General features: G+C 61.4%; 24 protein-coding genes. 8 read left to right on the top strand and 16 right to left on the bottom strand.

Features of this window, described 5'->3' with window-relative positions:
- Positions 1–311: integrase core domain-containing protein (locus tag ACP7B7_RS20115; RefSeq protein WP_426077840.1), on the top strand; the 311-nt coding region annotated here is incomplete at its 5' end.
- 69 nt (positions 312–380) lie between these two features.
- On the opposite strand, the gene ACP7B7_RS20110 is transcribed toward ACP7B7_RS20115, so the two are convergent.
- From ACP7B7_RS20110 to ACP7B7_RS20085, 6 genes are all read right to left on the bottom strand, one after another.
- On the bottom strand, positions 381–1,301 hold the full coding sequence (locus ACP7B7_RS20110) for a hypothetical protein (protein ID WP_426077839.1): 921 nt from the start codon (positions 1,299–1,301) through the stop codon (positions 381–383).
- 135 nt (positions 1,302–1,436) lie between these two features.
- A complete protein-coding gene (locus tag ACP7B7_RS20105; protein WP_426077838.1) occupies positions 1,437–2,717 on the bottom strand; it encodes a hypothetical protein in 1,281 nt (426 codons plus the stop codon).
- A gap of 75 nt (positions 2,718–2,792) precedes the next feature.
- Positions 2,793–3,383, bottom strand: a complete 591-nt coding sequence (locus ACP7B7_RS20100; protein ID WP_426077837.1) for a GNAT family N-acetyltransferase — start codon at positions 3,381–3,383, stop codon at positions 2,793–2,795.
- A 64-nt stretch (positions 3,384–3,447) separates the two neighbouring features.
- Positions 3,448–4,521 (bottom strand): porin, encoded by a 1,074-nt coding sequence (locus tag ACP7B7_RS20095; protein ID WP_426077836.1) that lies wholly within the window; start codon positions 4,519–4,521, stop codon positions 3,448–3,450.
- Positions 4,522–4,606: 85 nt separating this feature from the next.
- A complete protein-coding gene (locus ACP7B7_RS20090) occupies positions 4,607–5,926 on the bottom strand; it encodes an MFS transporter (RefSeq protein WP_426077835.1) in 1,320 nt (439 codons plus the stop codon).
- A 57-nt stretch (positions 5,927–5,983) separates the two neighbouring features.
- A complete protein-coding gene (locus ACP7B7_RS20085) occupies positions 5,984–7,159 on the bottom strand; it encodes a M20 aminoacylase family protein (protein ID WP_426077843.1) in 1,176 nt (391 codons plus the stop codon).
- Positions 7,160–7,511: 352 nt separating this feature from the next.
- Here ACP7B7_RS20085 and ACP7B7_RS20080 point away from each other — a divergent pair, with 352 nt between their 5' ends.
- On the top strand, positions 7,512–8,495 hold the full coding sequence (locus ACP7B7_RS20080; RefSeq protein ID WP_426077834.1) for a LysR family transcriptional regulator: 984 nt from the start codon (positions 7,512–7,514) through the stop codon (positions 8,493–8,495).
- Between the two features lie 4 nt (positions 8,496–8,499).
- Here ACP7B7_RS20080 and ACP7B7_RS20075 read toward each other — a convergent pair whose 3' ends face one another.
- Entirely contained in the window at positions 8,500–8,892 is a 393-nt protein-coding gene (locus ACP7B7_RS20075) for an Imm10 family immunity protein (protein WP_426077833.1), read from the bottom strand.
- Positions 8,893–8,994: 102 nt separating this feature from the next.
- Here ACP7B7_RS20075 and ACP7B7_RS20070 point away from each other — a divergent pair, with 102 nt between their 5' ends.
- From ACP7B7_RS20070 to ACP7B7_RS20055, 4 genes are all read left to right on the top strand, one after another.
- Positions 8,995–9,405 carry a GNAT family N-acetyltransferase gene (locus ACP7B7_RS20070; RefSeq protein WP_426077832.1) on the top strand — a complete coding sequence of 137 codons (411 nt, stop codon included), beginning with the start codon at positions 8,995–8,997 and terminating at the stop codon, positions 9,403–9,405.
- Between the two features lie 93 nt (positions 9,406–9,498).
- Positions 9,499–9,999: a hypothetical protein gene (locus ACP7B7_RS20065; protein WP_426077831.1), complete on the top strand. Its 501-nt coding sequence runs from the start codon at positions 9,499–9,501 to the stop codon at positions 9,997–9,999.
- Positions 10,000–10,128: 129 nt separating this feature from the next.
- On the top strand, positions 10,129–10,965 hold the full coding sequence (locus ACP7B7_RS20060) for a universal stress protein (protein WP_426077830.1): 837 nt from the start codon (positions 10,129–10,131) through the stop codon (positions 10,963–10,965).
- Positions 10,966–11,043: 78 nt separating this feature from the next.
- A complete protein-coding gene (locus ACP7B7_RS20055; protein ID WP_426077829.1) occupies positions 11,044–11,841 on the top strand; it encodes a hypothetical protein in 798 nt (265 codons plus the stop codon).
- Between the two features lie 58 nt (positions 11,842–11,899).
- On the opposite strand, the gene ACP7B7_RS20050 is transcribed toward ACP7B7_RS20055, so the two are convergent.
- The 4 genes from ACP7B7_RS20050 to ACP7B7_RS20035 form a co-directional block, all read right to left on the bottom strand.
- Positions 11,900–14,215 (bottom strand): NADP-dependent malic enzyme, encoded by a 2,316-nt coding sequence (locus ACP7B7_RS20050; protein WP_308924251.1) that lies wholly within the window; start codon positions 14,213–14,215, stop codon positions 11,900–11,902.
- Positions 14,216–14,425: 210 nt separating this feature from the next.
- On the bottom strand, positions 14,426–15,040 hold the full coding sequence (locus tag ACP7B7_RS20045) for an SMI1/KNR4 family protein (RefSeq protein ID WP_308924250.1): 615 nt from the start codon (positions 15,038–15,040) through the stop codon (positions 14,426–14,428).
- Positions 15,021–15,614: an SMI1/KNR4 family protein gene (locus tag ACP7B7_RS20040; RefSeq protein WP_426077828.1), complete on the bottom strand. Its 594-nt coding sequence runs from the start codon at positions 15,612–15,614 to the stop codon at positions 15,021–15,023. The genes ACP7B7_RS20045 and ACP7B7_RS20040 overlap by 20 nt, the downstream gene beginning before the upstream one ends.
- A 76-nt stretch (positions 15,615–15,690) precedes the next feature.
- Entirely contained in the window at positions 15,691–16,866 is a 1,176-nt protein-coding gene (locus ACP7B7_RS20035; RefSeq protein ID WP_426077827.1) for an MFS transporter, read from the bottom strand.
- A gap of 119 nt (positions 16,867–16,985) precedes the next feature.
- On the opposite strand from ACP7B7_RS20035, the gene ACP7B7_RS20030 reads away from it, so the two are divergent.
- A complete protein-coding gene (locus ACP7B7_RS20030; RefSeq protein ID WP_308924247.1) occupies positions 16,986–17,504 on the top strand; it encodes a MarR family winged helix-turn-helix transcriptional regulator in 519 nt (172 codons plus the stop codon).
- Here ACP7B7_RS20030 and ACP7B7_RS20025 read toward each other — a convergent pair.
- A complete protein-coding gene (locus tag ACP7B7_RS20025) occupies positions 17,501–18,097 on the bottom strand; it encodes a hypothetical protein (protein ID WP_426077826.1) in 597 nt (198 codons plus the stop codon). The two genes, ACP7B7_RS20030 and ACP7B7_RS20025, sit on opposite strands and share 4 nt — an antisense overlap.
- Positions 18,098–18,177: 80 nt before the next feature.
- On the opposite strand from ACP7B7_RS20025, the gene thiL reads away from it, so the two are divergent.
- On the top strand, positions 18,178–19,158 hold the full coding sequence (thiL, locus tag ACP7B7_RS20020; RefSeq protein ID WP_426077825.1) for a thiamine-phosphate kinase: 981 nt from the start codon (positions 18,178–18,180) through the stop codon (positions 19,156–19,158).
- Between the two features lie 20 nt (positions 19,159–19,178).
- Here the strand turns inward: thiL and ACP7B7_RS20015 are convergent, their stop codons facing one another.
- From ACP7B7_RS20015 to ACP7B7_RS20000, 4 genes are all read right to left on the bottom strand, one after another.
- Positions 19,179–19,922: a PaeR7I family type II restriction endonuclease gene (locus tag ACP7B7_RS20015; RefSeq protein WP_426077824.1), complete on the bottom strand. Its 744-nt coding sequence runs from the start codon at positions 19,920–19,922 to the stop codon at positions 19,179–19,181.
- Between the two features lie 11 nt (positions 19,923–19,933).
- Entirely contained in the window at positions 19,934–21,652 is a 1,719-nt protein-coding gene (locus tag ACP7B7_RS20010) for an Eco57I restriction-modification methylase domain-containing protein (protein ID WP_426077823.1), read from the bottom strand.
- 89 nt (positions 21,653–21,741) lie between these two features.
- On the bottom strand, positions 21,742–24,312 hold the full coding sequence (locus tag ACP7B7_RS20005) for an EAL domain-containing protein (protein ID WP_426077822.1): 2,571 nt from the start codon (positions 24,310–24,312) through the stop codon (positions 21,742–21,744).
- A complete protein-coding gene (locus ACP7B7_RS20000; protein WP_426077821.1) occupies positions 24,309–25,544 on the bottom strand; it encodes a sensor histidine kinase in 1,236 nt (411 codons plus the stop codon). Before ACP7B7_RS20000 ends, ACP7B7_RS20005 begins: the two co-directional genes overlap by 4 nt.
- Between the last annotated feature and the right edge of the window lie 21 nt (positions 25,545–25,565).

The following is a 25,565-nucleotide window of genomic DNA, read 5'->3' as shown; positions in this document are numbered from 1 at the left end:
GTGGCAGTCAATATGCCAGCGTGCTGTACCAAGAGATGCTTGAGCGGCACGGCTTCGTTTGCAGTATGAGCCGTAAGGGAAATTGTTGGGATAACGCCGTCGCAGAACGCTTCTTCCTGAATCTGAAAATGGAGCGTGTCTGGCAGCGCCAGTATGCCAACCATGCCGAAGCAAAAGCCGATATCACCGATTACATCGTTGGTTTCTATAACTGCAAGCGTATCAATTCAGCATTGGGCAATCTGCCGCCCACCGTCTACGAACGGAAAATGGCAGCACGTGAACCTATCGTTGTGTCCGAAATTACTTGACCACCACACACTACAGCGCATGATCTGGGAAATGTGCATTAGGTGATGGGGGTGTTACATCAAAGAACGTCAGCCAGGCTCGATAATCTCTGGCATCGGCCAAGGCGGGTCGATGCCATAAGCACTATTCACTGCCGCCGACGCTCGCCGTTCCATGTCGTTGAGTTGCTCCATGAACTTTTCGTCATCCCGAGGCAAATTTAGTTCTTCTCTTAACGCACTCACCAACTTGACAATTGCACGCTGGACGGGTCGAAGCCTACCAAAAGTCGTTTGAAACGTTTCCATGCGCATCCGCGCGATACCTTCCATAGCCTGCTGCTGGGCGAGTTTAAGCGCTTGAACATCCTCACGCGCCTCTACTACAAGGTCCTCCAACTTTAACTGATCTTCAAAACTTGCTCTCCTCGCCTTAGCGTCGGTGAACTGAGAAAAAAGGCGGCGAGCCTCGCTCTCTGTGAAGGCAATCTCTTCCCGTCGCAGGCGTATTGGTTCCATTGCGATACGAATTGGATTGGATGTGGCCATCACATGCAAAAAAACCTCTCCGAAGTCACTTGCGAGATCTCGCGAAAGGTGAGCCGCCTCTGCGTCGGCAACCAGCCAAATCTTCGCGTTGGCCTTTAGAAACGATTGAAAGCCAGCATCATCATTACCAGCGCTCAAAGGCCGATCTGGCAAACTCCCGATGTATCCCAGAAGCGCATGAGTCTCTTCTACCGCCGCCGCGTAGATCTCTCGGCGAATGGTCGCCTTTCGATCCTCGTCCTTCTGCTTTGCGTCATGCTCCCTCTGCCGATTTGCCTTGAGATCATCATGCACTTGCTGCAACTCCAATAACCGCAGACTATTCTTGCTTGATGCCCGTATCGTGAACGCTGCGACACTGGTCGCTACGAGAGCACTAATCACCCCTGACCATATAATCCAAGGAACACCAAGCCACCCCGCTATTACTGCTTGAACTGTTTGAACTGCTATTGTGGCCATGCATTCTCTCCAAGTACTGGCAATGTTGCGGTATCGATAGAAGTTGTGCAGAATGACGTATAAGCTGCTGGTCTTACTGCATTAACACTTAGAGCTACTATGGTGTCGAATTAGTCGTTCGGAAATTATCAATAACTAGGAACCTGTTGTAGAACGTCGAGGTGGCGGAAGGTAAGCTAACCGCCAAGGTTCCAAGTATTCAAACTGCGATAGCATCGCGGACCCATCATCTTGTAAAAATATAATTTTCTCAGCTACTACTGCTGAGACAACCACTATCGATTGAAATTGCTCAGCTGCGAGAACTCTTAGCAGCCTTTCAAAGTTTTCACTGTCGAGCGTACTCATAGCACTATCGACCAGCAATAACGTCAAGCGCTGTTTCGCAATCTCACGCGCCTTGCTTATCAATAAATCCGTCAACAACTTCATCTTTTCACTACTCGACAGCCGGCGAAAAGGTATAAAAAATTCTTTACTCTTTTGCTTAAAATGAAGTTCGTAAGTCCGCTCATGACAAGCGCCCTGTTCGACACCAAGAGTGAGCTTTATTTCACCAGGCAAAAGCCCGCTACTGCCTGCTTGTACAAGAGCCAACATCGTGGACTTATCGACATTTAGCGCGATCATCAACATTTCAATATGATCTCCTTTCTCAAGAAGTTCAATATCACGCGAGGAAACATGCAACACTTCGATATCGCCCGGTGGCAATAAGGCGGCTACCTTGCCTTCCATTCTCTTAATGTGGTCTCCTTGAACCAAGATTTCGACTACCTTGTCGTGCGTATCGACAGTCGAATATCTTAAGTTGCCTCTGAAGATGGGATGCGGCTTGTCGCTACCAACAACAGACAGACTATTCGACGAAAAACGCCACGCATATCGGCTATTAGACACAGAGGCCGCCAACTCGAGCAAAGCTGTTTTTCCGCTGCTATTCGTGCCGCATAGCAAAGTATTTCGCGATAACGTCGCGCTAGGTGGAATAGCAAAACCAGCGAACTCTGAGTAAGCAATCGACTCGACCCAGCCCAACGGAGAAGGCATGTCGTCCATTCTTTTCCGAGTTCGGGCCTCTGCTAAACGCTTCCATGCAAAAAGAGTCTCCGCAGGAAAGTCTTTACCTTGCATTTTATCTATAAGTGTACCGTGGTGCGTGCAACACCAAATACCATTAGCAGCACTCTCGATGAAATCGGCAGCATGGCCGCCACGTCCCCTCGGCCCACCGAGCGATGCACTGTAAATATGGCAGGCCATACCCATATTGATAGAAGAATTCGTGGATTTCGAAGGTCCCATAGCAGGACGGGTGCATCTTGGAAACGAACAACGCCCTTCAGCGTTACGAAACAGTGTCAAACTGACGCCGGATTTAAAATCTATCTTTTTCGATAAAACGTTAGTTTTCATAGGATGTCACCTTTAACAATACGCTTCGGATATCGCGGTAATTTTTCTGCTTGGTTGACTCTGTTAGATCAGTTATCAACCATGCGTCCCTAACCTCACCTCCAGCCCCGCCCTCACTTGCTCCCACTCCGTATCAATGATGCTGAACCGCACCGAATTGCGCTTGCGTCCGTCCGGCATGATGCGTTCATGGCGCACGATGCCTTCCTGCACGGCGCCCAGGCGCAGGATGGCGGCGCGCGATTGCTCGTTCAGCTCGTCGGTGGTGAACTGCACGCGCACGGCGTGCATAGTCTCGAAGGCATGGGTCAGCAGCAGCAGTTTCGCTTCCGTATTGATGCCGGTACGCTGCACCGAGGCGGTCAGCCAGGTGTGGCCGATCTCCAGCTTGCGGTTGAGCCGGTCGATCTTCCAGAAACGCGTGCTGCCGACGATGGCGCCAGTGGCGCGCTGGACGATCACATACGGCATCACGGTGCCCGCCTGCCGCCCGGCCAGCGCGGTGGCGAGATACTGATCCACAGTGTCGGGACCGGGGATGTTGGTCACCCTGGACTGCCATAGCTGGCCGTCCTGCGCGGCGCGCAGCAGGGCCGGCGCGTGTTCCTGCTGCAGCGGCAGCAGGGTGACGATGCTGCCGTGGAGCGTGGGTTGTTGTGAATCCATGCTGCTGAGCCATCCTTCCGTGACGGGTATCGGAAGCACATGATAGCGCGCCCGGGCCGCCGGTTCAAAACCGCTGGCGCAACCCCAGCGCCAGCACGCGCACGTCGTTGCCCGCTGCGCTGACCGGCGTGGCGGCCAGGGTGGAAATACCCTCGCTGTTGTTGAGCACGCCGCCGATGCGGGTGTAGACCGACACGGTTTTCGAGAAGTTGTAGCTGTAGCCGAAACCGGCCGTAAACGAGTTCAGGGCATGATGGCCGGCCACATTGCGGTACATCAGCGCCAACTGCACCGTGTGGCGGGGCTGTGACTGGTAGACCAGGCTGAGCATGTGGTTTTGCGCGACCCGCGAGCCGGCCGTTTCGGGGGCGATGACGTTGAGCGAATAGCCGAGTGTGGAGGCGCCCAGCTGGTACTGCACGCCGACGCCGCTCCAGATATTCTTGACGGCCGGCACCAGCGCCGTGGGGTCGGTGTACACCACATTGTATTGTCCGCCCAGATACAGCAGCGGGCCATGGGCAAAGTGGGCCTCGATGCCGTAGTCGGCCGTCCGGTGATAACCGGCGTCATTGCGCTCGCGCGGCGCATACAGCACCTGGCTGGTGACGCCGCCCAGGTTCATGCTGGTGTAGGAGATGGCGTTGCTGATGCGCGAGTCGCCCATCGAGGCGCCATTGCCGAGGTCGCTGTTGCCGCCGACGATGGAGGTGAACGGCGAAAAGCCGGACACGCCGACGAAAGGGTCGAGCGCCAGCGACATCATGGCCGGGTACTGGCGCCCGAGCTTGAGGTAGCCGGTGCGGGGCGAACCAAGCGTGATGTTGGCTTCACGATTGAACAGGCTGCTGTCGCGCTGCAAGGTGGTGCCGCCGGCGGCGCCCGTGTCCAGCCCCACGGCGCTTTCCAGCAGGAAGCTCAAGGTGTAGCCGCCGCCCAGGTCTTCGGTGCCGGTCAGGCCGAAGCGCGAGGTCGAGCCCATGCCGCTGTTGAGCTTGACCGTATGGTCGCCGCCATTGCTGTAGGACACGGCGGCGTCGGCCACGCCGAACAGGCGCACGCCGGACAGGTCGGCCGCAGCGGCATGGCCGGCGCACACAACGGGGGAAAACATGGCCACGCACAGGATTTTTTTCATGATCGGCATTCAATAGGTAAAGGGAGTCCACGCGCGCAGCTGGCAGGCTGCGCGCGGGAGAACAAGCGAACAAAGAAGGGGGAAACTAGTCGAGTTGCTGGCCGGCTTTTTCACGGCACAATGCGACCGCCACCAGCGATACCAGGCCGGTGCCGATCACATACCAGGCCGGCCCCAGGTTGGAGCCGGTGACTTTCACCAGCCAGGTGGCGATCAGTTGCGAAAAGCCGCCGAAGATCGATACGCCGATGCCGTAGCACAGCGACAGGCCGGTGGCGCGCACGCGGCGCGGAAACTGTTCGGTCATCAGCACGATGGTCGACACCGAGGTGAAGACCAGCGGGATCACCATGATGATGACGGCGGAAAACAGGCCCAGCGCGTTGCGGCTGTAATCCATCAGCATGAAAGCCGGGAACACCAGCAGCATCAGCGCCACGCGCGACCAGGTGGCGACGGGCTTGCGGCCGATGCGGTCGGTGATGATGCCGGCCACGCCGCACAACAGCAGCTGCGCCAGGCCGCCTATCCAGGACGCCCACAGGGCAAGCTCGAACGGCATGTGCAGCACCGCCTTGGCATAGGTGGTGATGTAGTGCAGGACGATGTAGTTGGCCGAGGTGCCACCGATAATGATGGCCGTGCCCAGTACCAGCGCGCGCCGGTGGTCGCGCCAGATTTCACCCAGGGCCGACGGCGCATGCTTGCCGCCCGCCTCGTCGGCCGCCAGCGCGGCAGGATCGGCGGTTTCATCGAGCACGCGGCGGATGTAATAGCCGAGCGGCACCAGCAGCATGCCGAACACGAAGGGCAAACGCCAGCCCCAGCTTTCCAGCTGCTCGGTGGTCAGGATATAGGTCAGGCTCAGGCCCACGCCGGCGCCCACCAGGGTGCTCAGCGCCTGGCTGAACAGTTGCCAGCTGCTGTAGAAGGCGCGGTTCTTGTCGTTCGCATACTCCATCAGCATCGAGGTCGAGGCGCCCACTTCGCCGCCGACGGCGAAGCCCTGGATCAAACGGCCCAGCACCACCAGCAGCGGCGCGGCCACGCCGATCTGGGCATAGGTGGGCGTGACGATGAACAGCGCCGAACCGGCCGCCATCAGCCACAAGGTCAGCGTCATCGCATATTTTCGGCCCTTGCGGTCGGCGATGCCGCCGATGATGATGCCGCCCAGCGGGCGCATCAGGAAGCCGACGCCAAAGGTGGCCAGCGACAGCATCAGCGAACTCAGTTCGGAGGTGGACGGAAAGAACTGGCGGCCGATAATGGCGGCAAAAAACGTGTAGATCGAAAAATCAAAGAATTCGAGGCCGTTGCCGATCGTGATGGCGGCGATTTTTTTCGCCTTCGAGGGCGGCTTGACGGCGGCCGTGGCGCTCAGGGTGCTGACGTGTGTGCTCATGCTGGCTTCCAGTTTAACAAAGTGTGAACGGTGGTGACGCAACTGCCATGGCCGCGATCAGGACAGGAATTTTTCCACCAGCTTGACCCAGTAGCTGGCGGCGATCGGCAGGATGGCGTCATTGAAGTCATAGCGCGGGTTGTGCACCATGCAGCCGCCCTGCTCGCCTTCGCCATTGCCGATGATCAGGTAGCAGCCCGGGCAGGCCTGCAACATGAACGAGAAATCCTCGCTGCCCGTCAAAGGCTGCAGATCGGCAATCAGGGCCTCTTCACCCAGCCATTCGACGACGGCGGCGCGCGCCAGTTCGGTCATCGCCGCATCGTTCCGCAGCGCCGGATAGCGCCACTGGTAATCGATCTCGACGCGCGCGCCGAACACCCTGGCCTGCGCTTCGGCCAGTTCGCAGATGCGTTCGCGCAGGCGCTGGCGTACCTCCGGCGCATAGGCGCGCACCGACAGTTGCAGGTCGGCCGTTTCGGCGATCACATTCGGCGCATTACCTGCGTGCAAAGAGCCCACCGTCACCACCGCCATCTGGCGCGGATCGATATGGCGCGACACCACCGTTTGCAACGCCACCACGATGTGCGCGGCCACCAGCGTCGCGTCGACCGTCAGGTGCGGCATGGAACCATGGCCGCCGTTGCCCAGCACCTTGATCAGCACGGTATCCGACGAGGCCATGAAACCGTTTGGCAACATGCCGAAACGGCCGGCCGGAAAGCCCGGCATATTGTGGAAGGCAAAGATGGCGTCGCAGGGAAACAGCTGGAACAGGCCTTCCTCGACCATGCGCCGCGCGCCGCCCAAGCCCTCTTCGGCCGGCTGGAAGATCAGCCGCAAGGTGCCGTCGAAATCGGCTTCGGTCGCCAGGTGGCGCGCCGCCGCCAGCAGGGTGGCGGTATGGCCATCATGGCCGCAGGCATGCATGGCGCCGGCCGTGCGGCTGGCGTAGGGCAAGCCGGTCTGCTCGAGGATGGGCAGCGCATCCATGTCGGCGCGCAGGCCGATGATGCGGGGGCTGGTGCCCTTTTTCAGGGTCGCCACGATGCCGGTGCCGGCCAGCCCGCGGTGCAGCTGGTAGCCATATTCTTCCAGTTTCCGTGCGACCAGGTCGCTGGTGGCGAATTCCTGGTAGGCCAGTTCGGGATGGGCGTGGATCTGGTGGCGCAGTTCAACGCTGTCCGCCAGGTGTTCTACAATGCCGGGCACCAGTGCCTGTTGTGTCAGGGAATCGATCATGCGCTCTGTCATGCGTGTCTCCAAAAAGTCATCGGTCTGCATCGCGGCGGTGCGCCGCGTTGTTGGAGAGAACGTTGCAGCATGCATGCCACTGGGGCCCATCCAACATGGTGCAGGGGCCGGCAGGCGGTCGCCAGCAGGCGTTGGCGGCGCCGCCGGCACGGCGCGCCACAGGAGGAAACACGACACACGGCACAAACATGGCCTTGCCAGGAGGGGGTCAAGCAAATCTTGACATGACGGCCTATGGTTTGAACCACGGCCACCGTGCACTTTTCTGGTGCAGGCCGGCCATGCTGTTCCACGCGACCCGCACTATCGATACACAACCGAGCTGACCATGACCCGTTCATCCGACTTCAAACTACAACAACTGCAGTACCTGATCGCGATTGCGGAACAGGGCAGCCTGCGCCTGGCCGGCCTGGCGCTGGGGGTATCGGCGGCGGCCGTCAGCAAGGGCTTGCAGGAACTGGAAAACACGGCCGGCATGCGGCTGTGCGAGCGCCAATCGCAGGGGCTGACGCTGACCGAAGGCGGGCGCGCGCTGCTGGTACGGGCGCGATTGATCGTCGGTGAAATGGAGCTGGCGATGCGCGAACTGAACCGCCTGCAAAGCCATACGGAAACCCGGCTGTCGGTGGGCGTCACGCCGTGGTTTGCCAATACGCTGCTGGCGCCGACCATGCGCCGCTTCGTGCAGAAGCGGCCCGACATCAGCCTGCATTTCCACGAAACCGTGGGCACCACCTATGCGGCATTGCGGGAGGGCAGCATCGACCTGGCGATCGGCCTGGCGCCGGCCGACGATGGCGCCGGCGAGCTGGCCAGCCGTCCCCTGTTTGCCTACGGCCAGGCGGTGGTGTGCCGCGCCGGCCACCCGTACCAGAGCGCCCGTTCACTGGCGGTGCTGGCCGGACAATCGTGGATACTGAGCCACGACATCGATCAGTACAAGGCGCCGCTGCGCGAGTTTTTCATCGAGCATTACCGGGCGGCGGACGGGCAACTGCCGGCCGGCCGCATTCATTACGCGCGTTCGGCCATGATGGCGCTCAGCCTGGTGGAAGACAGCGACATCCTGTCTATCCTGCCGTGGCCGCTGATCGAAGCGCTGCGCGAACGGCACGCCATCGTGCCGCTGGCCCTGCGCGAGTCGATTCCGGACAATATCACCAGCTATCTGACGCGCAAGAACACGCCGGTCAACGGCAGCATCGGCGACTTTATCGCGGCCCTGATGGCCACGGTGCAGGAAGCGTCCAGCGCGCGGCAGGGGCCGCTGCACCGCTTGTTCCGTTCGCTCGAAGTGGTGCGTAACTGAAGCGTCAGGCTTCTTCGCGATAATATTCGCAGCCGTCGAAGGTGGTGCGCAGCGCCTGCTGCAGGCGCGCATATTTCTCGGGAGACAGGTTGAAGCGTACGTCGATCTGGCCGTCGTCGTCCATCTGCATGGCGGCCTCGGCGTCCATCTGCACCGACAGGCGGTTGGCGTGCAGGATCACGGCGTGCATATGGCCGTACCAGGAAAATTCCTGGCCGCAGTATTCGATATACGGCTCGTCCATGCCGAGCGACACGTCCTGTTCATCGTACTCATCGGCGCGCTGGAACATCAGGTACACGGGTTCACCCTTGGCCGTCGGTGCGGCCAGGGTGGTGATCAGGGCGTCGTCCTGTTCAAGGACGGACAATTCGGTGGCGGTAAATCCTGCGGACATGGCGTGCTTTCATCAAGGGAATGGCGCCACCATAGCGCAATTGGCGATTGCCGAACAGGCGCATTTATAATTGCCTCTCTCTACTCATTGCCGGAGTTTGCCTTGTCCACGCCCTACACCACCCGCCTTGCGATTCCCGACGTTGCCACCTATTGCCATCTGCGCAGTGTTTCCGGCCTCAGCCCCAAGAAGGCGGAAGCGGCGGCCAGGGGACTGCCCAACTCTTTATTTGCGGTGCAAGTGCTGCACGGCGACGAGATCGTCGGCATGGGCCGCATCATCGGCGACGGCGGCTGCTTTTACCAGGTGGTCGATATCGCCGTGCTGCCGGCGCACCAGGGCCGTGGACTGGGCAAGCTGATCATGCGCGAGATCATGCAGTACATCGAACAGCAGGTGCCGGTCAGCGCCTATGTCAGCCTGATCGCCGACGGCCAGGCGCAGGACCTGTACGCGCAGTTCGGTTTCACCCACACGGCACCAAAGTCGGTGGGCATGGCGATCAAGCGCTAATATCAGGCATGGCGGCCGAGGGGACGGCTTGCTATAGTGTCGGCAACACAGTGCCACCGCCAGCACCCCCACCCTAGAATTCAGAGAGATACCATGCTTTACCTGCTCGCCATTGCGGCCGTCATCGCCCTGCTGTACTACGTCTTCAGCGACCGCACGCCCGTCAAGCCGCTGAACAAGGCGCTGCTGTCGATCCGCGAGTACGTGCCGGCAATACCGCCCGGCGCACCAAGCCACCACTGGAGCGATGGCGGCCGCTATGCGTCGGAAGTGGAAAACGATGCGATGTACCAGCCGGCGATCGCCAGGCTGGCCGGCGAGCATGGTCCCGGCAATGCCGATGAAAAATGCCTGGCGCTGCTGGTGTGCGACGACGCCAACCCGTTCCAGGACAAGGCCATCGCCGTCTTCATCGATGGCTTGCTGGTGGGCTACCTGGCGCACAACGATGCGTTGAAGTTGCACCGCAACCTGGGCCACCAGGACCTGGCCGGCCAGCTGACCTCGTGCGACGCCGTGATCCGCGGCGGCGGGCTATGGAATGGCAAGCGCCTGTCGTACGCCGTGTGGCTGGACCTGTCGCCCTTCAACTGAGCATACCGCGCCGTCATTTTTGATGCACATCAAGTCCAGCACAAACCATCGCCCGTTTTCGTCGCGATTGCTGGACTTGGCTCCCGCCCCGTCCTAGCCTGTCTGCCATCGTCCATCCACGAGGAAACCATGGCTTACCAATCCATCCTGGTCCACGCCGACCTGTCGCGCCACGCCCCGCAACGCATCGCCATTGCCGCCACGCTGGCGCACACTCACGAAGCCCACCTGATCGGTGCGGCAATGACCGGCGTATCGCGCTTCTATCTGCAACACACGCGCGGCATGCACGGCGGCGCCGTGGCGGAACAGATCGCGGCGCTGCGTGGCAAGGCCGAGCTGGCGTTGACGCGCTTTGAAACCCAGGCACGCAAGGCCGGCGTGGCCTCGCTCGAACAGCGCCTGATCGAAGACGACGAAGACGGCGGCATGGCCGTCAGCGCGCGCTACAGCGACCTGACGGTGCTGAGCCAGCACGACGACAGCGAAGCGCTGCCCGGCGCGATGAGCGACCTGGTACCCTACGTGATGCTCAATGCGGCGCGGCCGGTGCTGGTGATACCGCACAGCGGCCAATTCCCGCGGACGGGCGACACCGTGGTGGTGGCCTGGGATGGCAGCATGGAAGCGACGCGCGCCATCGGCCATGCGCTGCCGCTGCTGCGCCGCGCGCGCCTGGTGGTGCTGGCGCTGCTGCATCCGCCGGCCGGCCACGTCCAGCCGGCGCGCCATCCGGGCGCCGATATCGCCGCATACCTGAGCCGCCATGGCGTGCCGGTCGAGGTACGCCAGGCCGTCACCACCGGCGACATCGGCGGCGCGCTGCTGTCGATGGCGGCGGAAACCGGGGCCGACCTGCTGGTGATGGGCGGCTACGGCCATTCGCGCTTCCGCGAAATCCTGCTCGGTGGCGTGACCGAAACCGTGCTGCGGCAGATGACGGTGCCGGTGCTGATGGCGCATTGATCTTGCCGGCATCAAGCGCGCTACACAGAGTTGCAGAATGGATATACTTGCCCGTTTATTCATATCGAGGCGGCGCGCATGAACGAAGAACTGGCAAAATGGAGCAGCAGCCTGCTGCCGTTCGGTAGCGAACTGCTGTGGACCGCCCTGCCGTGGATGCTGCTGTATGGCGTGCTCGGCTTTGTAGTGGCCGTGATCATCTGCTACCAGCTGGCCAAAAAATGCCTGCTGGTGCGCCGTCCGCCCGCCTGGCATGTGGCAGCCAAACTCAGCTATGTGCTGATCCTGGTGGCGCTGCCGCTGCTCGGCGGCGCGTTTGGCGCCGTGCACAGCGTGCATCGCCTGGTCAACCAGGCCCTGGTGCGCGATCTGCAGCCGGTATTCGAAGCCCATGCGCCGGTGCTGCGCCTCTATCTCGAACAGCGGGTCAAGCTGATCGCCCCGGACCAGCCGGTCAGCATGCGCAGCCTGATCGAGCCCCTGGTGCAAAGCATGTACTACAAACCGGTGTCGGATGATTACTGGGAGCGCAGCAAGGCGCGCTGGATCAATGAATTCACCTTGCGCCGTGGCAGCGTGTTGCTGACCGAGGTACTGCAGGCGCAACTGGTGAGCAGGGTCGGCGTACTGGGCGAAACGTTGAAGGGTTCCGACCTGCGTGACTTAAGCAAGCTCGACAAATCCCTGCCACTGGTCTTTGTCGACGCCATCGGGCGCCAGGCCAGTGCCTATTTCAATTCGCTCAAGCTCACGATCGGCCTGTTCCTGCTGCTGGCGCTGCTGCTGGTATGGGGCGAAATCATGCTGTACCGCCACTATTACCTGCGCCGTTATCCGCCCGCCACGGCGATGCCCATGACCATGCCGCCGATGTAAAAAAGCCGCCCCTCCTTGCGGATGGAGCGGCTTTCAGGCGGCAGGACCGCTCAGGACATTACAGTCGTTGCGCTACCGCATCGACCACGCACAGCGCCGTCATGTTGACGATGCGGCGCACGGTGGCCGATGGCGTCAGGATGTGCACCGGCTTGGCGCAGCCGAGCAGGATAGGGCCGACCGCGATGCCGTTGCCGGCGGCGGTTTTCACCAGGTTGTAGGCGATGTTGGCGGACTCGATATTCGGCATCACCAGCAGGTTGGCGTCGTGCTTCAGGTCCGAGTTCGGCATCAGCTTGTGGCGCAGCTTGCTGTCCAAAGCCGTGTCGCCGTGCATTTCGCCGTCGATTTCCAGGTCCGGCGCGCGTTCCTTGATGATCGCCAGCGCGGCGCGCATCTTCTGCGCCGAGGCGCTGTCGCTGGAACCGAAGTTCGAGTGCGACAACAATGCCGCGCGCGGCGACAAGCCGAAACGGGTCATCTCTTCGGCGGCCATGATGGTGATCTCGGCCAATTGATCCGCGTCCGGGTTTTCATTGACGTGGGTGTCGACCATCACCAGCTGGCGCTCGGGCATGATCAGCACGTTCATGGCGGCGTAGACATTGCTGCCGGCGCGCTTGCCCAGCACCTGGTCGATATATTTCAGGTGCAATTGGGTGGTGCCGAAGGTGCCGCAGATCATGCCGTCGGCGTGCCCCTTGTGTATCATCATCGAGCCGATCAGGCTGTGGCGGCGGCGCATTTCCAGCTTGGCGTATTCCTCGGTGACGCCCTTGCGGCTGGTCATCTCGTAATACGTGGTCCAGTAATCGCGGTAGCGCTCGTCGAAATCCGGGTTGATGATGTCGAAGTCGACGCCTTGCTTCAGCCGCAGGCCGAACTTCTGGATCCGCGTTTCCAGCACGGCCGGACGGCCCACCAGGATCGGACGCGCCAGTTTCTCGTCGACCACCACTTGCACCGCGCGCAACACGCGCTCTTCTTCGCCTTCGGCGTAGACGATGCGTTTGAGTTCGTTCGCGGTTTTCTTGGCCACCTGGAACAGCGGCTTCATGAAGGTGCCGCTGCGATAGACGAATTGCTGCAGGCTGTCGGCGTACGCTTGCAGGTCCTTGATCGGACGCGTCGCCACGCCCGAATCTTCGGCCGCCTTGGCCACCGCCGGCGCGATCTTGATCAGCAAACGCGGATCGAACGGCATCGGGATCAGGTATTCCGGGCCGAACGACAGGCTGGTGAAACCATAGGTGGTGGCGACGATGTCGGACTGCTCGGCGTGCGCCAGTTCGGCGATCGCGTGCACCACGGCAATTTCCATTTCGCGCGTGATGGTGGTCGCGCCGCAATCGAGGGCGCCACGGAAAATGTAGGGGAAGCACAGCACGTTGTTGACCTGGTTCGGGTAATCCGAACGGCCGGTGCAGATGATGGCGTCGCCGCGCACGGCTTTCACGTCGTCGGGCAGGATTTCCGGATTCGGGTTGGCCAGCGCCAGGATCAGCGGGTTCTTGGCCATGGTCTTGACCATGTCCTGTTTCAGCACGCCGCCGGCCGACAGGCCGAGGAAGATGTCGGCGTCGGGGATCACTTCGGCCAGGGTACGGGCCGGGGTGTCGCGCGCGAAACGCTCCTTGTCCGGGTCCATCAGCTCGGTGCGGCCCTTGTAGACCACGCCGGCCAGGTCGGTGACGAAAATGTTTTCAAGCGGGAAGCCCAGGTCGACGATCAGGTCCAGGCAGGCCAATGCCGCAGCGCCGGCGCCCGAGACCACCAGTTTGCAGTGTTTGATGTCCTTGCCGACATACTGGATGCCGTTCAGGATGGCCGCGCCGACGATGATGGCGGTGCCGTGCTGGTCGTCATGGAAGACGGGAATCTTCATGCGCTCGCGCAGCTGGCGCTCGATATAGAAGCACTCGGGCGCCTTGATGTCTTCCAGGTTGATGCCGCCGAAGGTCGGTTCCAGCGACGCGATGATGTCGACCAGTTTATCCGGGTCCAGTTCGTTGATTTCGATGTCGAACACGTCGATGCCGGCGAACTTCTTGAACAGCACGCCCTTGCCTTCCATTACCGGCTTGGCGGCCAGCGGACCGATATTGCCCAGGCCCAGCACGGCCGTGCCGTTGGTGATCACGGCCACCAGATTGCCGCGCGCCGTGTATTTGTAGGCGTTGGCCGGATCGATGACGATTTCTTCGCAGGGCGCAGCCACGCCGGGCGAATAGGCCAGCGCCAGGTCGCGCTGGTTGGTCAGTGTCTTGGTAGGCGTCACGCTGATCTTGCCTGGTCGCGGGCACTCGTGATACTCGAGTGCGGCGAGGCGCAATTGTTGACGCAATTCTTCTTTTTTATCAGATGACGAATCCATGCTGTGCTGCCTTCCTGTTTGGTCGATCGGGGTGTTCGCGATTTTATCAGACCGATACTTTCAATTAGCTAGGTATTTTCCGCAAGCATAGTCTGATATCACGAAAGCGCATAACCCGCCATTGTAAAGGTCACGGTCGGCGCAAACCGGATTGGCGTCAAAAACTATCGATTTTTGAATATCGATAATTTTTGACGATGAAAAATCACCTTACTCGAAATTGTCTTCGCTCAAAAAACCATAGTCCTCATCAATCAGCAGCTGCAGGTAGTCGTCAAAACTGTCGGCGATGACCTGGTAGTTGTCGGGGTCGTGCATGAAGCGCACCACCTGCCCCACTTTGCCTGAAGCAGACGGGTTGAAATCGATATACAGCAGGGAACTGCCGCCGTTGTTCATGCAGTGCGAAAAACAGAGCCGCTGGCCCTGCTTGATGGTCACGTCGATGCGCGCGTCGACTATGCAGGGATCTTCCTCGAGGTAATGGCCATAGATATCGGCGATACTGCGCTGGCGCGATTGCTGGTCTTCGAGGATCTGCTCGACCGAGCTCAGATAGTACGGATACTCGTACGCATCCGAGCCCAGCAGATACACCGACACCGTGCCGCCAGCATATTTCTCATGATAGGTGCCGTTGTAGATACTCAGCAGCTGCAACAAGGTATCCGGGCATGGCGGGTAGGCCTGGCGCAACTGTTCGAGCTGCTGTGCGCTGGCGCCACTGGCCAGCGCCAGTTCGTCCAGGCTTTCCTGCGGCAAGGCGTCGCGCACGCCAGCCAGATAACGTTCAAGGATGGCGGATTTATTGATCGGGGTCGACAAAGACATACTCCTGTTGGATCTGCAATTGCAGGTAATCATCAAAACCGGCGGCAATCACGCGGTATTCATCGGGGTCGTGCAGGAAGCGGATGAGCTGCCCGATCACGCCACCGGCTGCAGGAGCAAAATCGAGATACAGCATCGAGGTGCCGCCATTGTTCATGCAGTGGGCAAAGCACAGCCGTTCTCTGCCGCTGGCCTGCACATCGATGCGGCTGTCGAGCACGACATCATCATCGCCCGGCGGGTCGCCATGGATCTCGACAATGCTGTCGGGATACATCTGCCGGTCTTCCAGTATCTGTTCGACCGAGCGCAGGAAATAAGGGTAACTGCCCATGGCGGCGTCGGCGCCCAGCACCAGCACGGCCGTGCCGCCATCGTCATCATCGTCCCAGTGGGTGCCGTTGATCTGGCTCAATAAGGCCAGCAAGCTGGCGGGGCAGTCCGGAAACGCCTGCAACAGGCTTTGCAGCTGCGCCGCGCTGGCACCGCGCGCCCCGGCCAGCCGCGCCAGTGGCACCGGCGGCAGCGCCTGGCGCAGCCCGGCAAGATAATGGTCGACGATATTCATGCGCGATGGACTCCCGGTATGGCCAGTTGCAAAATATAGCAGCTCGGGTGGGTTCGCCTGCGCACACTAGCGCACCTTAGCGCAGCCTGCCACCCGGCGCAAAGCGCAGCGCGATCAGCAGCAGCAACACCACGCCACCGGCCATCACCATCCACGCCTGGGCCAGGCTGGCGCTATGCTGACGGATCAGGCCGGCAATAAACGGCATGCCGCTGGCAACGATATAGCCGCCCCCCTGCACGAAGCCCAGCAGTGCGCCGGCGCCGGCCGGCTCCGTCACATGGTCCATGCTGACGATCAGGGACAACGGAAACAGCGCGCCGATGCCGCAGCCCAGCAGTATCACGGCGGGGATCGCCAGCAGCGTGGGCGCCACGATCAGGCAAGCCAGGCCCAGCAGCACGGACAGCAGCACCGCCAGCAGCAGCGGACGGCGGTCCGTAAAACGGTTGATGATGCTGGAGACCACCAGCCCGGCCAGCACTTCCACCAGGGTCAGGGCGCCCAGCAGCAGGCCGCTGTGCGACGCACTCCAGCCCAGTTCGGTATAAAACGGCGGCAGCCAGGCCAGTACCAGGGTGTAGGCGCCGGTGCCGATGCCAAAGAACAGCATCAGCAGCCAGGCGCGCCCACTGCCCACCGGCAAGCTGGCGCCTGCGCCAGCTTGCACTTCATGGCGGCGGCCCGCCGCGCGGCGCCACAGCAGCAGCGCGGCCAGCGCCGGCAGCGCCCACAGCGCCAGCAGCACTTGCCAACCCAGGGTTTGCCCCAGCGGCGAGGCCGAGGCGGCGGCCAGCGCCGCGCCGCCCATGATGCCGGTGGTATAAAACCCCATCAGCTGGCCGGCGCGTTCGGGAAAGTGGCGCTTGATAAAGGCTGGCAGCAGGGCTTGCACCAGCGCGATGCCAAGGCCGCCGAGCGCGGCGGTGGCGATCAGGCCGGCGCTGCCGTGCAAGGGCCAGCGCAGGGCGCAGGCCAGCGCAATGATGGCGATGCCCAACCCCACGCCGCGCACCACGCCCAGCCGGCGCTGCAATTGCGCGCCCGCCAGCGCGCACACGCCCATCGCAAACACGGGTACGGTGGTCAGCAGGCCGGCATCGGCACTGCTGATGCCGGTGCTGGCCTGGATGACACCGAGCAAGGGACCGATGGCGGCCAGGATGGGGCGCAGATTGAGTCCGAGCAAAATGATGGCGGCCACTAATATAGCCGTGGAAGGTGGCTGCGGCGTGTAGCGTGTCGATGACATGGATAGTCCTTGCCTCGCTGGGAGGCACATGGTTTAATATTTGAAGAAAACTAACTCGATGAAAAGTATCTTAACATGAAGATTAAAAACAGTCTCGACGTCAAGATAAAGGCGGTGGCATGACGGACACTCCGCAGGAACACCAGCGCGCCCGATTTGCGGCCGAACAATGGCAGCGCGAATTGCCGCAACTCGATACCCGCGCCATGCAAGTGGTGGGGCAACTGGGCACGGTGGCGCAGCTGATGGCGCGCGACTGGCTCAATCCCCTGTTTGCCGAACACGGCCTGCAGCCCGGCGAATTCGATGTGCTGGCGACCCTGCGACGCTCTGGCGCGCCGTATGCGTTGACGCCGACGGCGCTGTACGAAGCGGCGATGCTGTCGTCGGGCGGCATGACGAATCGCATCGACCGGCTGGAAACGGCCGGCCTGATCGAACGGCAGAAACACCCGACCGACCGGCGCGGCGTGCTGGTGGCGCTCACCAGCGAGGGCAAGGAACTGATCGACAAGCTGGTGCTGCTGCATGTGGCCAACGAGCAGCGCATGCTGGCGGCATTGACCACGCGCGAACAAACCCAGCTGGGCCAGCTGCTGGACAAGCTGCTGCAGGGAATGGTGCAGGCAAAAGCCTAGGACAGCAGGCGGATCAGCTCTTGTAGTGGCGCATGATCGCGGCGCGCCAGGCGCCGCAGTTGCTCCGGTGTACAGGTGTGGTACAGGGCGTCGAGCGGCGCCTGGCTGGCCGCACGCAGATCGGGTTCGCCGCCGGCCGGCGCTGGCACATGCCCTTCGACATGGGTCAGGAAATAATGGCGTGGCGCGCCGCGCAGATTGGCCGCGAACCGCAGCACCAGGCCGTTGTCGAACAGCAGCGCGCCACAGTGCGCGTCGCGCCGCAGCAGCACCCTGAACGCCGGCATGGCTGGCTTGCCCACGGCGCGCAGCACGCCCGCCAGCCTGACCTGATAGCCCAGTTCCAGGCCATTCGCGCACCAGCGGCCCTGCGCGAGAAACACCTTGCATGCAAGCTGCACCGCCCTGCCCGCGCGCCGGAAACGGCGCTGCTCTTCGTACAGGCAGATCTGTGCCGGATTGCCGCAGGCGTCAAAACCGCGCGCTTCGAGTTCCTCGCGCGCAAAACTGCGCAAGCCCATCACGGCGGGGTCGCGCAGCACGCCATCGCGCACATACGACAGCAACACGGCATGGATATCGGGAGTGGTCATCCTGGCGCCAGAAAAAATGGAAACGATGGGCATTGTAGGCCAGCCTATAATCGAGTCCCGGCACACTATTGCAATCGACCATGGCCCAGCCCGACAACCTTTCCGAATTCGACCTGATCAAACAGTATTTCGTGCGCCAGCGCCCTGGCCGCGCCACCTTGGGCATCGGCGACGACTGCGCCCTGCTGACGCCCTCGCCAGGCAAGCAGATCGCGATTTCCTCGGACATGCTGGTGGAAGACCGGCATTTTTTTGCTGGCGCCGACCCGCGTAAACTCGGCCATAAAAGCCTGGCGGTGAACCTGTCGGACCTGGCCGCCATGGGCGCGCGCCCGGTGGCATTTACCCTGGCGCTGGCCTTGCCGCAAGCGAGCCGCGCCTGGCTGGCCGGCTTTGCCGAAGGCCTGTTTGCGCTGGCCGACGCCCATGATTGCGAACTGATCGGCGGCGACACCACCAAGGGGCCCTTGAACATCTGCATCACCGTGTTTGGCGAACTGGCGCCCGGCCAGGCGCTGCGCCGCAGCCGCGCCGTGGCTGGCGACGATATCTGGATCAGCGGCAGCGTCGGCGACGCGCGCCTGGCGCTGGCCGGCTACCGCATGGAACAATCCTTGTCCGCCGACCAGCTGGCCAGCGCGGCGGTGCGCATGCACACGCCCACGCCGCGCGTGGCGCTGGGCCGCGCCCTGGCCGAAGGCAGCCTGGCGCACGCCGCCATCGATATCTCGGACGGCCTGGTGGGCGATCTTGGCCATATCTTGAAAGCGTCGCAGGTGGGCGCCACGCTGGATGTCGACGCCCTGCCCGCCGGCCCCATCCTGGCACTGCAGGAAACCGGTTTGCGCCGCCGGTTCGCGGCGGCCGGCGGCGACGATTACGAGCTGTGCTTCACGGCGCCCGTTGCATCGCGCGCCGCCATCGCCGCGCTGGCCATCGCCTGTGGCACGCAGGCCACGCGCGTGGGCCACATCGAGGCCGGGCCCGGCTTGCGCCTGGTGGATGCCAGCGGCGCGGCGCTGGATCTGAAGCTCAGTTCGTTTGATCATTTCAGCGATTGAATCGTCTGCGGGGGATCCCTCTATGGTGCTGCCGATGCCGCTTCCATGGCAATATGACCGGCAAAAGAGGTAATGAAATTCTTTAAACTCGTCAGTTGCGAGAGATCCACATACGCACCTGTATTGATCGCCTCTTTTGGAGTGGCAATAACTGAGGCTGCAGTGTATAGCTGCTCCTGAACCAGACGTTGGCACAGGATATCGTATCGCTTCAAATATGATGCTCCCAGAAACTCTGGAAAAACCGAAAAATGCCGAGATTTGTCACTTACTGGAGAACGTGATTTGGGCGCATCCTCAACCACCATCAGCCAACCGACAAAAGGCTTGGGATGCTTGCCAAACGCATTTTCCCGATAAGCAGTCCAGATATCATGTGCCGTCCCTATCGCTTCTTCAGTCCGATTGTTAAAATTATTGCCAAATGAAGGGCCGACTTGACTCTTTAATTCAATCGCGGCGACAAGCCGATCATGGTGGATAACCAGCAAATCCCACTTCTTGGTAGGCCGAAAATAGCCGGGGAGCGTGACCAGGGAAGATCGCTGATGAACTTGCGCATCGGACAAACCGTTGGCCGCAACCAAATCCAGGATCAATGACACGAAGTCATCAAGATTTTTGCCACCGGTAACCCCAGCCCGTTCGCCCTGATCTTTTATACCGGCCTCGATTTGCTTTTGCCTGGCCTTCTCCCGATTGCCCCAAAACGCCATAATGGATTCAGCCGCCTTTTGTTGGTAATTTGCAAGGTCAAGAGCCATGGTTCTTTCGATTAATGTGCAAGAGTGTGTCGCTCCTGTTGGGTTAAAGAGTACAGATCCGCTGTCGCTTCATTGCATTCGTCTATGTCCAAGGCAGAGGCCGCGTTGATCAGGCGCTCTCTCATGGCAGGCGAGATACTGTCCCATATTGGCAGACGTATCCTGCGCAAATACTGCGCCTGGAATCGCAGATACCCACCCCTCATTTTCGTTGAGTAAGTAGAGATGAACAGACGCGTGATGCTGGAGAGCAGCACCGCTTGCAATGCTCTCAGGTCCCAGGTATCCGACACAATAAAGTACAAATTATGATGTGGATAAAGATTGCCGCTTTCAAATGCGACCTGGGCTTCGCCACGGATATCTGGAATCAACAGTTTGGGGCGCGAAGACAGCGATGGTGTGATGCGATCAATGGTCCTGTACCAGTTTTCGGGATTCTTTTTCGCCACATGCCTGCCCATGATCTGTTGCCGATGGCCTTCAAGATAACGGCGAAGTTTGGGGTACTTGGCGAGGTCGACCAGAGGCCCTTCATCGGTAAACGGATTAATGACACCATAGCCGCGCCAGACCACATGACCGCTTGCCAAGTCCTTCGCCATTGCCAAAGGCAACTTTCTATCCTCTTCAACATCCAATTCAGAAAATTGACCGATAAATGCCTTGTCTGCGCCAGTAGCAACGCCAATTCCTACCTTGCAACCAACCTCTTCAAGTATCGGATAGTCAGCTTCCAGTCGCTTGATGAGAAGAGTTTTAGCCGACAAATCAAGTATCCAAGGCGAGCTTCCCGACACGATGCCTGTAATCTCACGGATCAGTGTGTCCGCCAGTACTGGAGAATGAAAAGCGAGCGCCAATGTTCGCAAATAATCGTGATCAAGTTGGGGCCGATCGGCGACACGAGTGGGACCGGGACGGTTCCTTGAGATGACTGTAATAGCTGGATAGGCACTCACCTCTGAATGAAATGCATCGGCATCGACCATATCGATATACGCGCCCAGGTGGAATTGCTGCGATACCAGGTCTCGCAATGGCCCGCCATACTTGTTCTTCATCCATCGATCCGAGCAGATAAAACTCAATTGCCCTCGATCTTTCAACAGGTGAAGCGAGCGTTCGATGAATGGCACATACAAGTCAGCCCTGTCGTACAGTGTCGTGTAGCGGCGGCGGTATTCTTCCAGCAAAGGGGCAGGAATAAGCTCCTGCCGTACATAGGGTGGGTTGCCAACGATAAAATCAAACTCTGATGGTATATCTGCCAGTAAATAATCTCCCTGTACCAGCCAAACCCGAGCAATACGCTGTGCTTCGTCCAATGGAAAATGGGAGCGTATCAGCAAGGCGACCACCTTGTCTCGCGTGAGCATATAGCTGTCCGCATGCAGCTCGACCGCCTGGATACAATGATCAATCGAGCCAATTTGAACGCCTGACTGTTGGGCTCGCAAACGTGCGGCCAGCAGTCGCTCAATCGCCGGCAGAAGAAAATCGCCATCGCCAAAAGATGGCTCCAGCAGCGAAGCTTCGTGCAGATCGATATCCGCGGTATAACCGACCAGATCGAGAATAAAATCGACGACCACCCGCCGCGTAAAAATAGCGCCGCGTTCATCAGCATTACGGGGTGCGGCAGCATCATGGAATACCGCCGTCGCATCACCGAAACCAGACAGGGATAGCTGTTGCTGGGCATTTCTACGTTGTTTTACAAGTGTCATATAGGCTTGGCTTACCGGGCTATGCTTCCAGATAGACTGAGGAAAGCAAACAGCAATTTTAACAGTCCGACTGCTGGGCCACACTTGGTTTATCTCAGTTGCGAACGCCCCACCCCCGGCTGGTTGACCATCCAGTAATGCTGGAACGCCAGCCGGATATTGTCGCGCAGCTCGGTGTCGTCCCACGGCTTGGTATAGAAGCGGTAGATGGCGCCGCGGTTGATAGAGTCGAGCACGGCTTCGAGTCCCGTGTAGCCGGACAGGATGATGCGTATGGTTTCCGGATACAGTTCCTTGACCTTGCTGAGGAATTCGGTGCCGCTCAGGCCCGGCATGCGCTGGTCGCAGACGATCACGTGCACGCGGTGCAGGGCCAGCAGCTCAAAGCCTTCGGCGGGCGTGCTGGCCGTCAGTATCTGGTAGCCGTCGGGGCGGAACAGGCGGTGCAGCGACGACAGCACATTGACGTCCTCGTCGACGATCAACAGGGTTTGCGCCGGCTGCGCGGCCGGGTCGTGGCCGGGCGGCAGGCCGGCGCCGGCGACGATGATCTGGCCCAGTTCCAGCGCCGGCAACGCGCGGCTGAAATAAAAACCCTGGATTTCGTCGCAGCGGTTGCGCCGCAGGTATTCCAGTTGCGGGCGCGATTCGACGCCCTCGGCCACCACGCTCAGTTTGAGGCTGTGCGCCATGCTGATGATGGCCAGCGCGATGGCCGCGTCGTTGGGGCTGCTGGTGATGTTGCGGACAAACGCGATATCGATTTTCAGCTTGTCGATCGGAAAGCGCTGCAGGTAGGCCAGGCTGGAATAACCGGTGCCGAAGTCGTCGATGGCCACCTTCACGCCGATCTTCTTGAGCTTGCCCAGCACGACGATGGTGCGTTCGGCATTCGACATCAGCGCCGTTTCCGTCAGTTCCAGTTCCAGCAGTTCGGCCGGCACCAGGTAGCGCGCCAGCGCGCGCGTCACTTCGGCTTCCAGGTCGCCTTCGGCAAACTGGCGGCTCGACACATTGACGGCCACCCGCACCGGCCCCACGCCCTCGTCGCGCCACTGCGCGATCTGGCGGCAGGCGGCCTGGATCACCCAGGCGCCCACGCGCCCGATCAGGCCCGTGTCTTCCAGCACCGGCACAAATTCGGCCGGTGCCACCAGGCCGTAGCCGGGACGGCGCCAGCGCAGCAGGGCTTCCACGCCGCTGATGCGGCCGGTGCGCAGGTCGACCTTGGGCTGGTAGTGCAGGATGAACTGCTCGTGCTCGAGCGCATGGCGCAGCGCCAGTTCCAGGTCCAGCCGCGCCAGGACCTGCACGTTCATGCCGGCCGTGAAAAAACGGTAGCCATCGCGCCCGGCCTGCTTGGCGCCGCCCATCGCCGTGTTGGCATATTTGATCAGGGTTTCCGGGTCCTGCGCGTCGTCGGGATACATGGCGATGCCGATGCTGGCCGTCAGGGTCGCCGCGTGGCCGCTCAGGTCGAACGGCGCGCGCAGGGTGTCGCGCACCTGGTTGGCCACCGCCACCGCGTCCTGCTGGTTGCGGCTCATGGTGAGAATCAGCGCGAACTCATCGTTGCCCAGGCGCCCGACCGTGTCGCGCAGGCGCACGCAGGCCACCAGGCGGTTGCTGAACTGGCGCAGCAATTCGTCGCCCAGGGCCGCGCCCAGGGTGTCGTTGATGCTTTTAAAACGGTCCAGCGCGATGAACAGCACCACGATGCGCCACGATTTTTCCTGCGCCAGCTCGACCGCCTGCGCCAGGGTCTGGTAGAACAGGCCGCGGTTCGGCAGGCCCGTCAGGCTGTCGTAATGGGCCAGGTGCTTCAGGCGCTCCTGCACCTGGCGCCGCTCGCTGATATCGCGCGCCACGGCGATCAGCAGCGGCCCGCCGCCGGCGCCGCCATCGTCGCTGGCCTGTGCATGCCAGTACCATTTCAATTCGACTGGCACCAGGCTCAGATCGCGCCGTTGCAGCTCGCATTCGCCGGCCTCCAGCGCCAGGTGGGCGGGCGCATCAGGCGAACCGGACAGCGGCAAGGGCGGCGCCGGCAGCAGCACGCCGGGCGCCAGCGCCAGCAGTTCTTCGCGCGCAAAGCCCAGCAGGCGGCAGGCGCCATCGTTGACATCGACCAGCGCCATGCTGAACACGTCGACCAGGAAGATGGCGTCGCTGGCCGCATCCATCGCGCCGCGAAAACGCCGCAGCTCGGCCGTGCGCTGGCTGGCCAGGTTTTCCAGCCGGGCGCCATGATGGCGCGCGGCGCGGTGCAGCAACCGTACTTCAAGCAGGTTGCGGATGCGCGTCAGCACTTCGAGCGCATCGAAGGGCGTGCTGATGAAGTCGCGCGCGCCCGCCTCCAGCGCCGCCAGCCTGGCGCCGGGGTCGGCCGTGATCACCAGCACCGGCAGGTAGCCTTCGCGTTCCAGCGGGCGCAGCGCCTCCATCACCGCATAGCCGCTCATGGCCGGCATCACCAGGTCGAGAATGATCAGGTCGTACTGGTGGCGCTGGTGCAAGGCGGCCACGGCATGCGCATCGGCCGTGCTGGTGAGCGAGGTGTAGCCGCCGCTTTCCAGCAGGTGTTCCAGCAGGCGCAGATTGACTTCCTGGTCGTCGACGATCAGGATGCGCGCGCCATGGATATCGGCCTGGCTGATCATGCGCCCGCTCCCGGCTGGCGTTCCCTCGCAATATGGTCCGGCGCGCCGTGGACGGCGTGATTGAATGCGTCGACATCGAGCGGCTTGTTGTCTTCCACGTACAGCAAGGTCACCTCGTTCAACGGCTGGCCGGCAACGGCCGGTGCCGGCACGGCGTCGGCGGCGCGCAGCGCGATCCAGAAAGTGCTGCCGGCGCCCGGAAGGCTGGCCACGCCGATGCCGCCGTCCATCAGTTCCACCAGGCGCTTGGTGACCACCAGGCCGATGCCGCTGCCCTCCTGCGCGCCGCCCTCCTGCCCCAGGCGGTTGAACGGCTGGAACAGCAGCGCCTGCTGGGCGTTGTCGAGGCCCATGCCCGTATCGCGCACGCTGATGCGCACCCGCCCGTCCACCTGCAGCGCGCAGTCGACGTTCACGCTACCCTGGTCGCGGTTGTACTTGATGGCGTTCGACAGCAGGTTCAGCAGGATCTGCCTCAGGCGCGTGCGGTCGGCCTGCACGCTGAGGCGGCAATCGTCGGCGAACGCCATGGCGATGCCGCGCCCGGCCGCCAGCGGCACCGTCATGTGGCGGCACTCTTCGAGCAGCGGCCGCAGGGCCACCGGTTCGAGCGACAGGCTGAGCGTGCCCGATTCCACCTTGGCCAGGTCGAGGATTTCATTGATCAGTGTCAGCAGGTGGCGGCCCGCTTTCAGGATATGGCCGGCAAACTCCTTCTTTTGCTCCAGGGTCGACGGCAGGCGGTCGGAACCGAGGATTTGCGCGAAGCCGAGGATGGCGTTGAGCGGCGTGCGCAATTCATGGCTCATCGACGACACAAACGCCGACTTGGCCTGGTTGGCGCTGCGCGCCTCGTGCATCGCCAGCGCCAGTTCGCCATTCTTCAGCTCCAGCTGCAGCGTGCGTTCATGCACGCGCGCCTCGAGTTCCTGGTTCAGGCGCATTACCTCCTGCTGTGCCTGCGCGCGCTGTTCCGCCTCGCGCGCCAGTTCGCCATTCGAGCGTTCCAGCGCCTGCGTGCGCTGCTCGACCTCGGCCAGCAGCAGCCAGGCCATCAGCAGCGCCAGCACCGTCACGCCCAGCGCGATGGCCAGGTAGTCGGCGAACAGCTTGCGCTGTGCGCTGTGCACCTCATAAGCAAGGATGGCCGCGAGGGAAATGAACAGCGCCACCAGCGTGCCGAGCAGCACCATCGACATCAGTTTGTGACGAATCGAACGCAGCCTGATCATGTTGATGACAGCCAAGAAAAA

The organism is Janthinobacterium sp. PSPC3-1 (genome assembly GCF_049896105.1).
GTDB lineage: Bacteria > Pseudomonadota > Gammaproteobacteria > Burkholderiales > Burkholderiaceae_D > Janthinobacterium.
The sequence above is the reverse complement of the archived record's forward strand: the minus strand, read 5'-3'. Positions and strand labels throughout refer to the sequence as shown.

Excerpts from the sequence above, each read along its gene's own strand:
- ACP7B7_RS20110 (WP_426077839.1), bottom strand. The coding sequence starts at position 1,301 with ATGGCCACAATAGCAGTTCAAACAGTTCAAGCAGTAATAGCGGGGTGG.
- ACP7B7_RS20105 (WP_426077838.1), bottom strand. The coding sequence starts at position 2,717 with ATGAAAACTAACGTTTTATCGAAAAAGATAGATTTTAAATCCGGCGTC.
- ACP7B7_RS20100 (WP_426077837.1), bottom strand. The coding sequence starts at position 3,383 with ATGGATTCACAACAACCCACGCTCCACGGCAGCATCGTCACCCTGCTG.
- ACP7B7_RS20095 (WP_426077836.1), bottom strand. The coding sequence starts at position 4,521 with ATGAAAAAAATCCTGTGCGTGGCCATGTTTTCCCCCGTTGTGTGCGCC.
- ACP7B7_RS20090 (WP_426077835.1), bottom strand. The coding sequence starts at position 5,926 with ATGAGCACACACGTCAGCACCCTGAGCGCCACGGCCGCCGTCAAGCCG.
- ACP7B7_RS20080 (WP_426077834.1), top strand. The coding sequence starts at position 7,512 with ATGACCCGTTCATCCGACTTCAAACTACAACAACTGCAGTACCTGATC.
- ACP7B7_RS20075 (WP_426077833.1), bottom strand. The coding sequence starts at position 8,892 with ATGTCCGCAGGATTTACCGCCACCGAATTGTCCGTCCTTGAACAGGAC.
- ACP7B7_RS20065 (WP_426077831.1), top strand. The coding sequence starts at position 9,499 with ATGCTTTACCTGCTCGCCATTGCGGCCGTCATCGCCCTGCTGTACTAC.
- ACP7B7_RS20060 (WP_426077830.1), top strand. The coding sequence starts at position 10,129 with ATGGCTTACCAATCCATCCTGGTCCACGCCGACCTGTCGCGCCACGCC.
- ACP7B7_RS20055 (WP_426077829.1), top strand. The coding sequence starts at position 11,044 with ATGAACGAAGAACTGGCAAAATGGAGCAGCAGCCTGCTGCCGTTCGGT.
- ACP7B7_RS20050 (WP_308924251.1), bottom strand. The coding sequence starts at position 14,215 with ATGGATTCGTCATCTGATAAAAAAGAAGAATTGCGTCAACAATTGCGC.
- ACP7B7_RS20040 (WP_426077828.1), bottom strand. The coding sequence starts at position 15,614 with ATGAATATCGTCGACCATTATCTTGCCGGGCTGCGCCAGGCGCTGCCG.
- ACP7B7_RS20035 (WP_426077827.1), bottom strand. The coding sequence starts at position 16,866 with ATGTCATCGACACGCTACACGCCGCAGCCACCTTCCACGGCTATATTA.
- ACP7B7_RS20030 (WP_308924247.1), top strand. The coding sequence starts at position 16,986 with ATGACGGACACTCCGCAGGAACACCAGCGCGCCCGATTTGCGGCCGAA.
- ACP7B7_RS20025 (WP_426077826.1), bottom strand. The coding sequence starts at position 18,097 with ATGACCACTCCCGATATCCATGCCGTGTTGCTGTCGTATGTGCGCGAT.
- thiL (WP_426077825.1), top strand. The coding sequence starts at position 18,178 with ATGGCCCAGCCCGACAACCTTTCCGAATTCGACCTGATCAAACAGTAT.
- ACP7B7_RS20015 (WP_426077824.1), bottom strand. The coding sequence starts at position 19,922 with ATGGCTCTTGACCTTGCAAATTACCAACAAAAGGCGGCTGAATCCATT.
- ACP7B7_RS20010 (WP_426077823.1), bottom strand. The coding sequence starts at position 21,652 with ATGACACTTGTAAAACAACGTAGAAATGCCCAGCAACAGCTATCCCTG.
- ACP7B7_RS20005 (WP_426077822.1), bottom strand. The coding sequence starts at position 24,312 with ATGATCAGCCAGGCCGATATCCATGGCGCGCGCATCCTGATCGTCGAC.
- ACP7B7_RS20000 (WP_426077821.1), bottom strand. The coding sequence starts at position 25,544 with ATGATCAGGCTGCGTTCGATTCGTCACAAACTGATGTCGATGGTGCTG.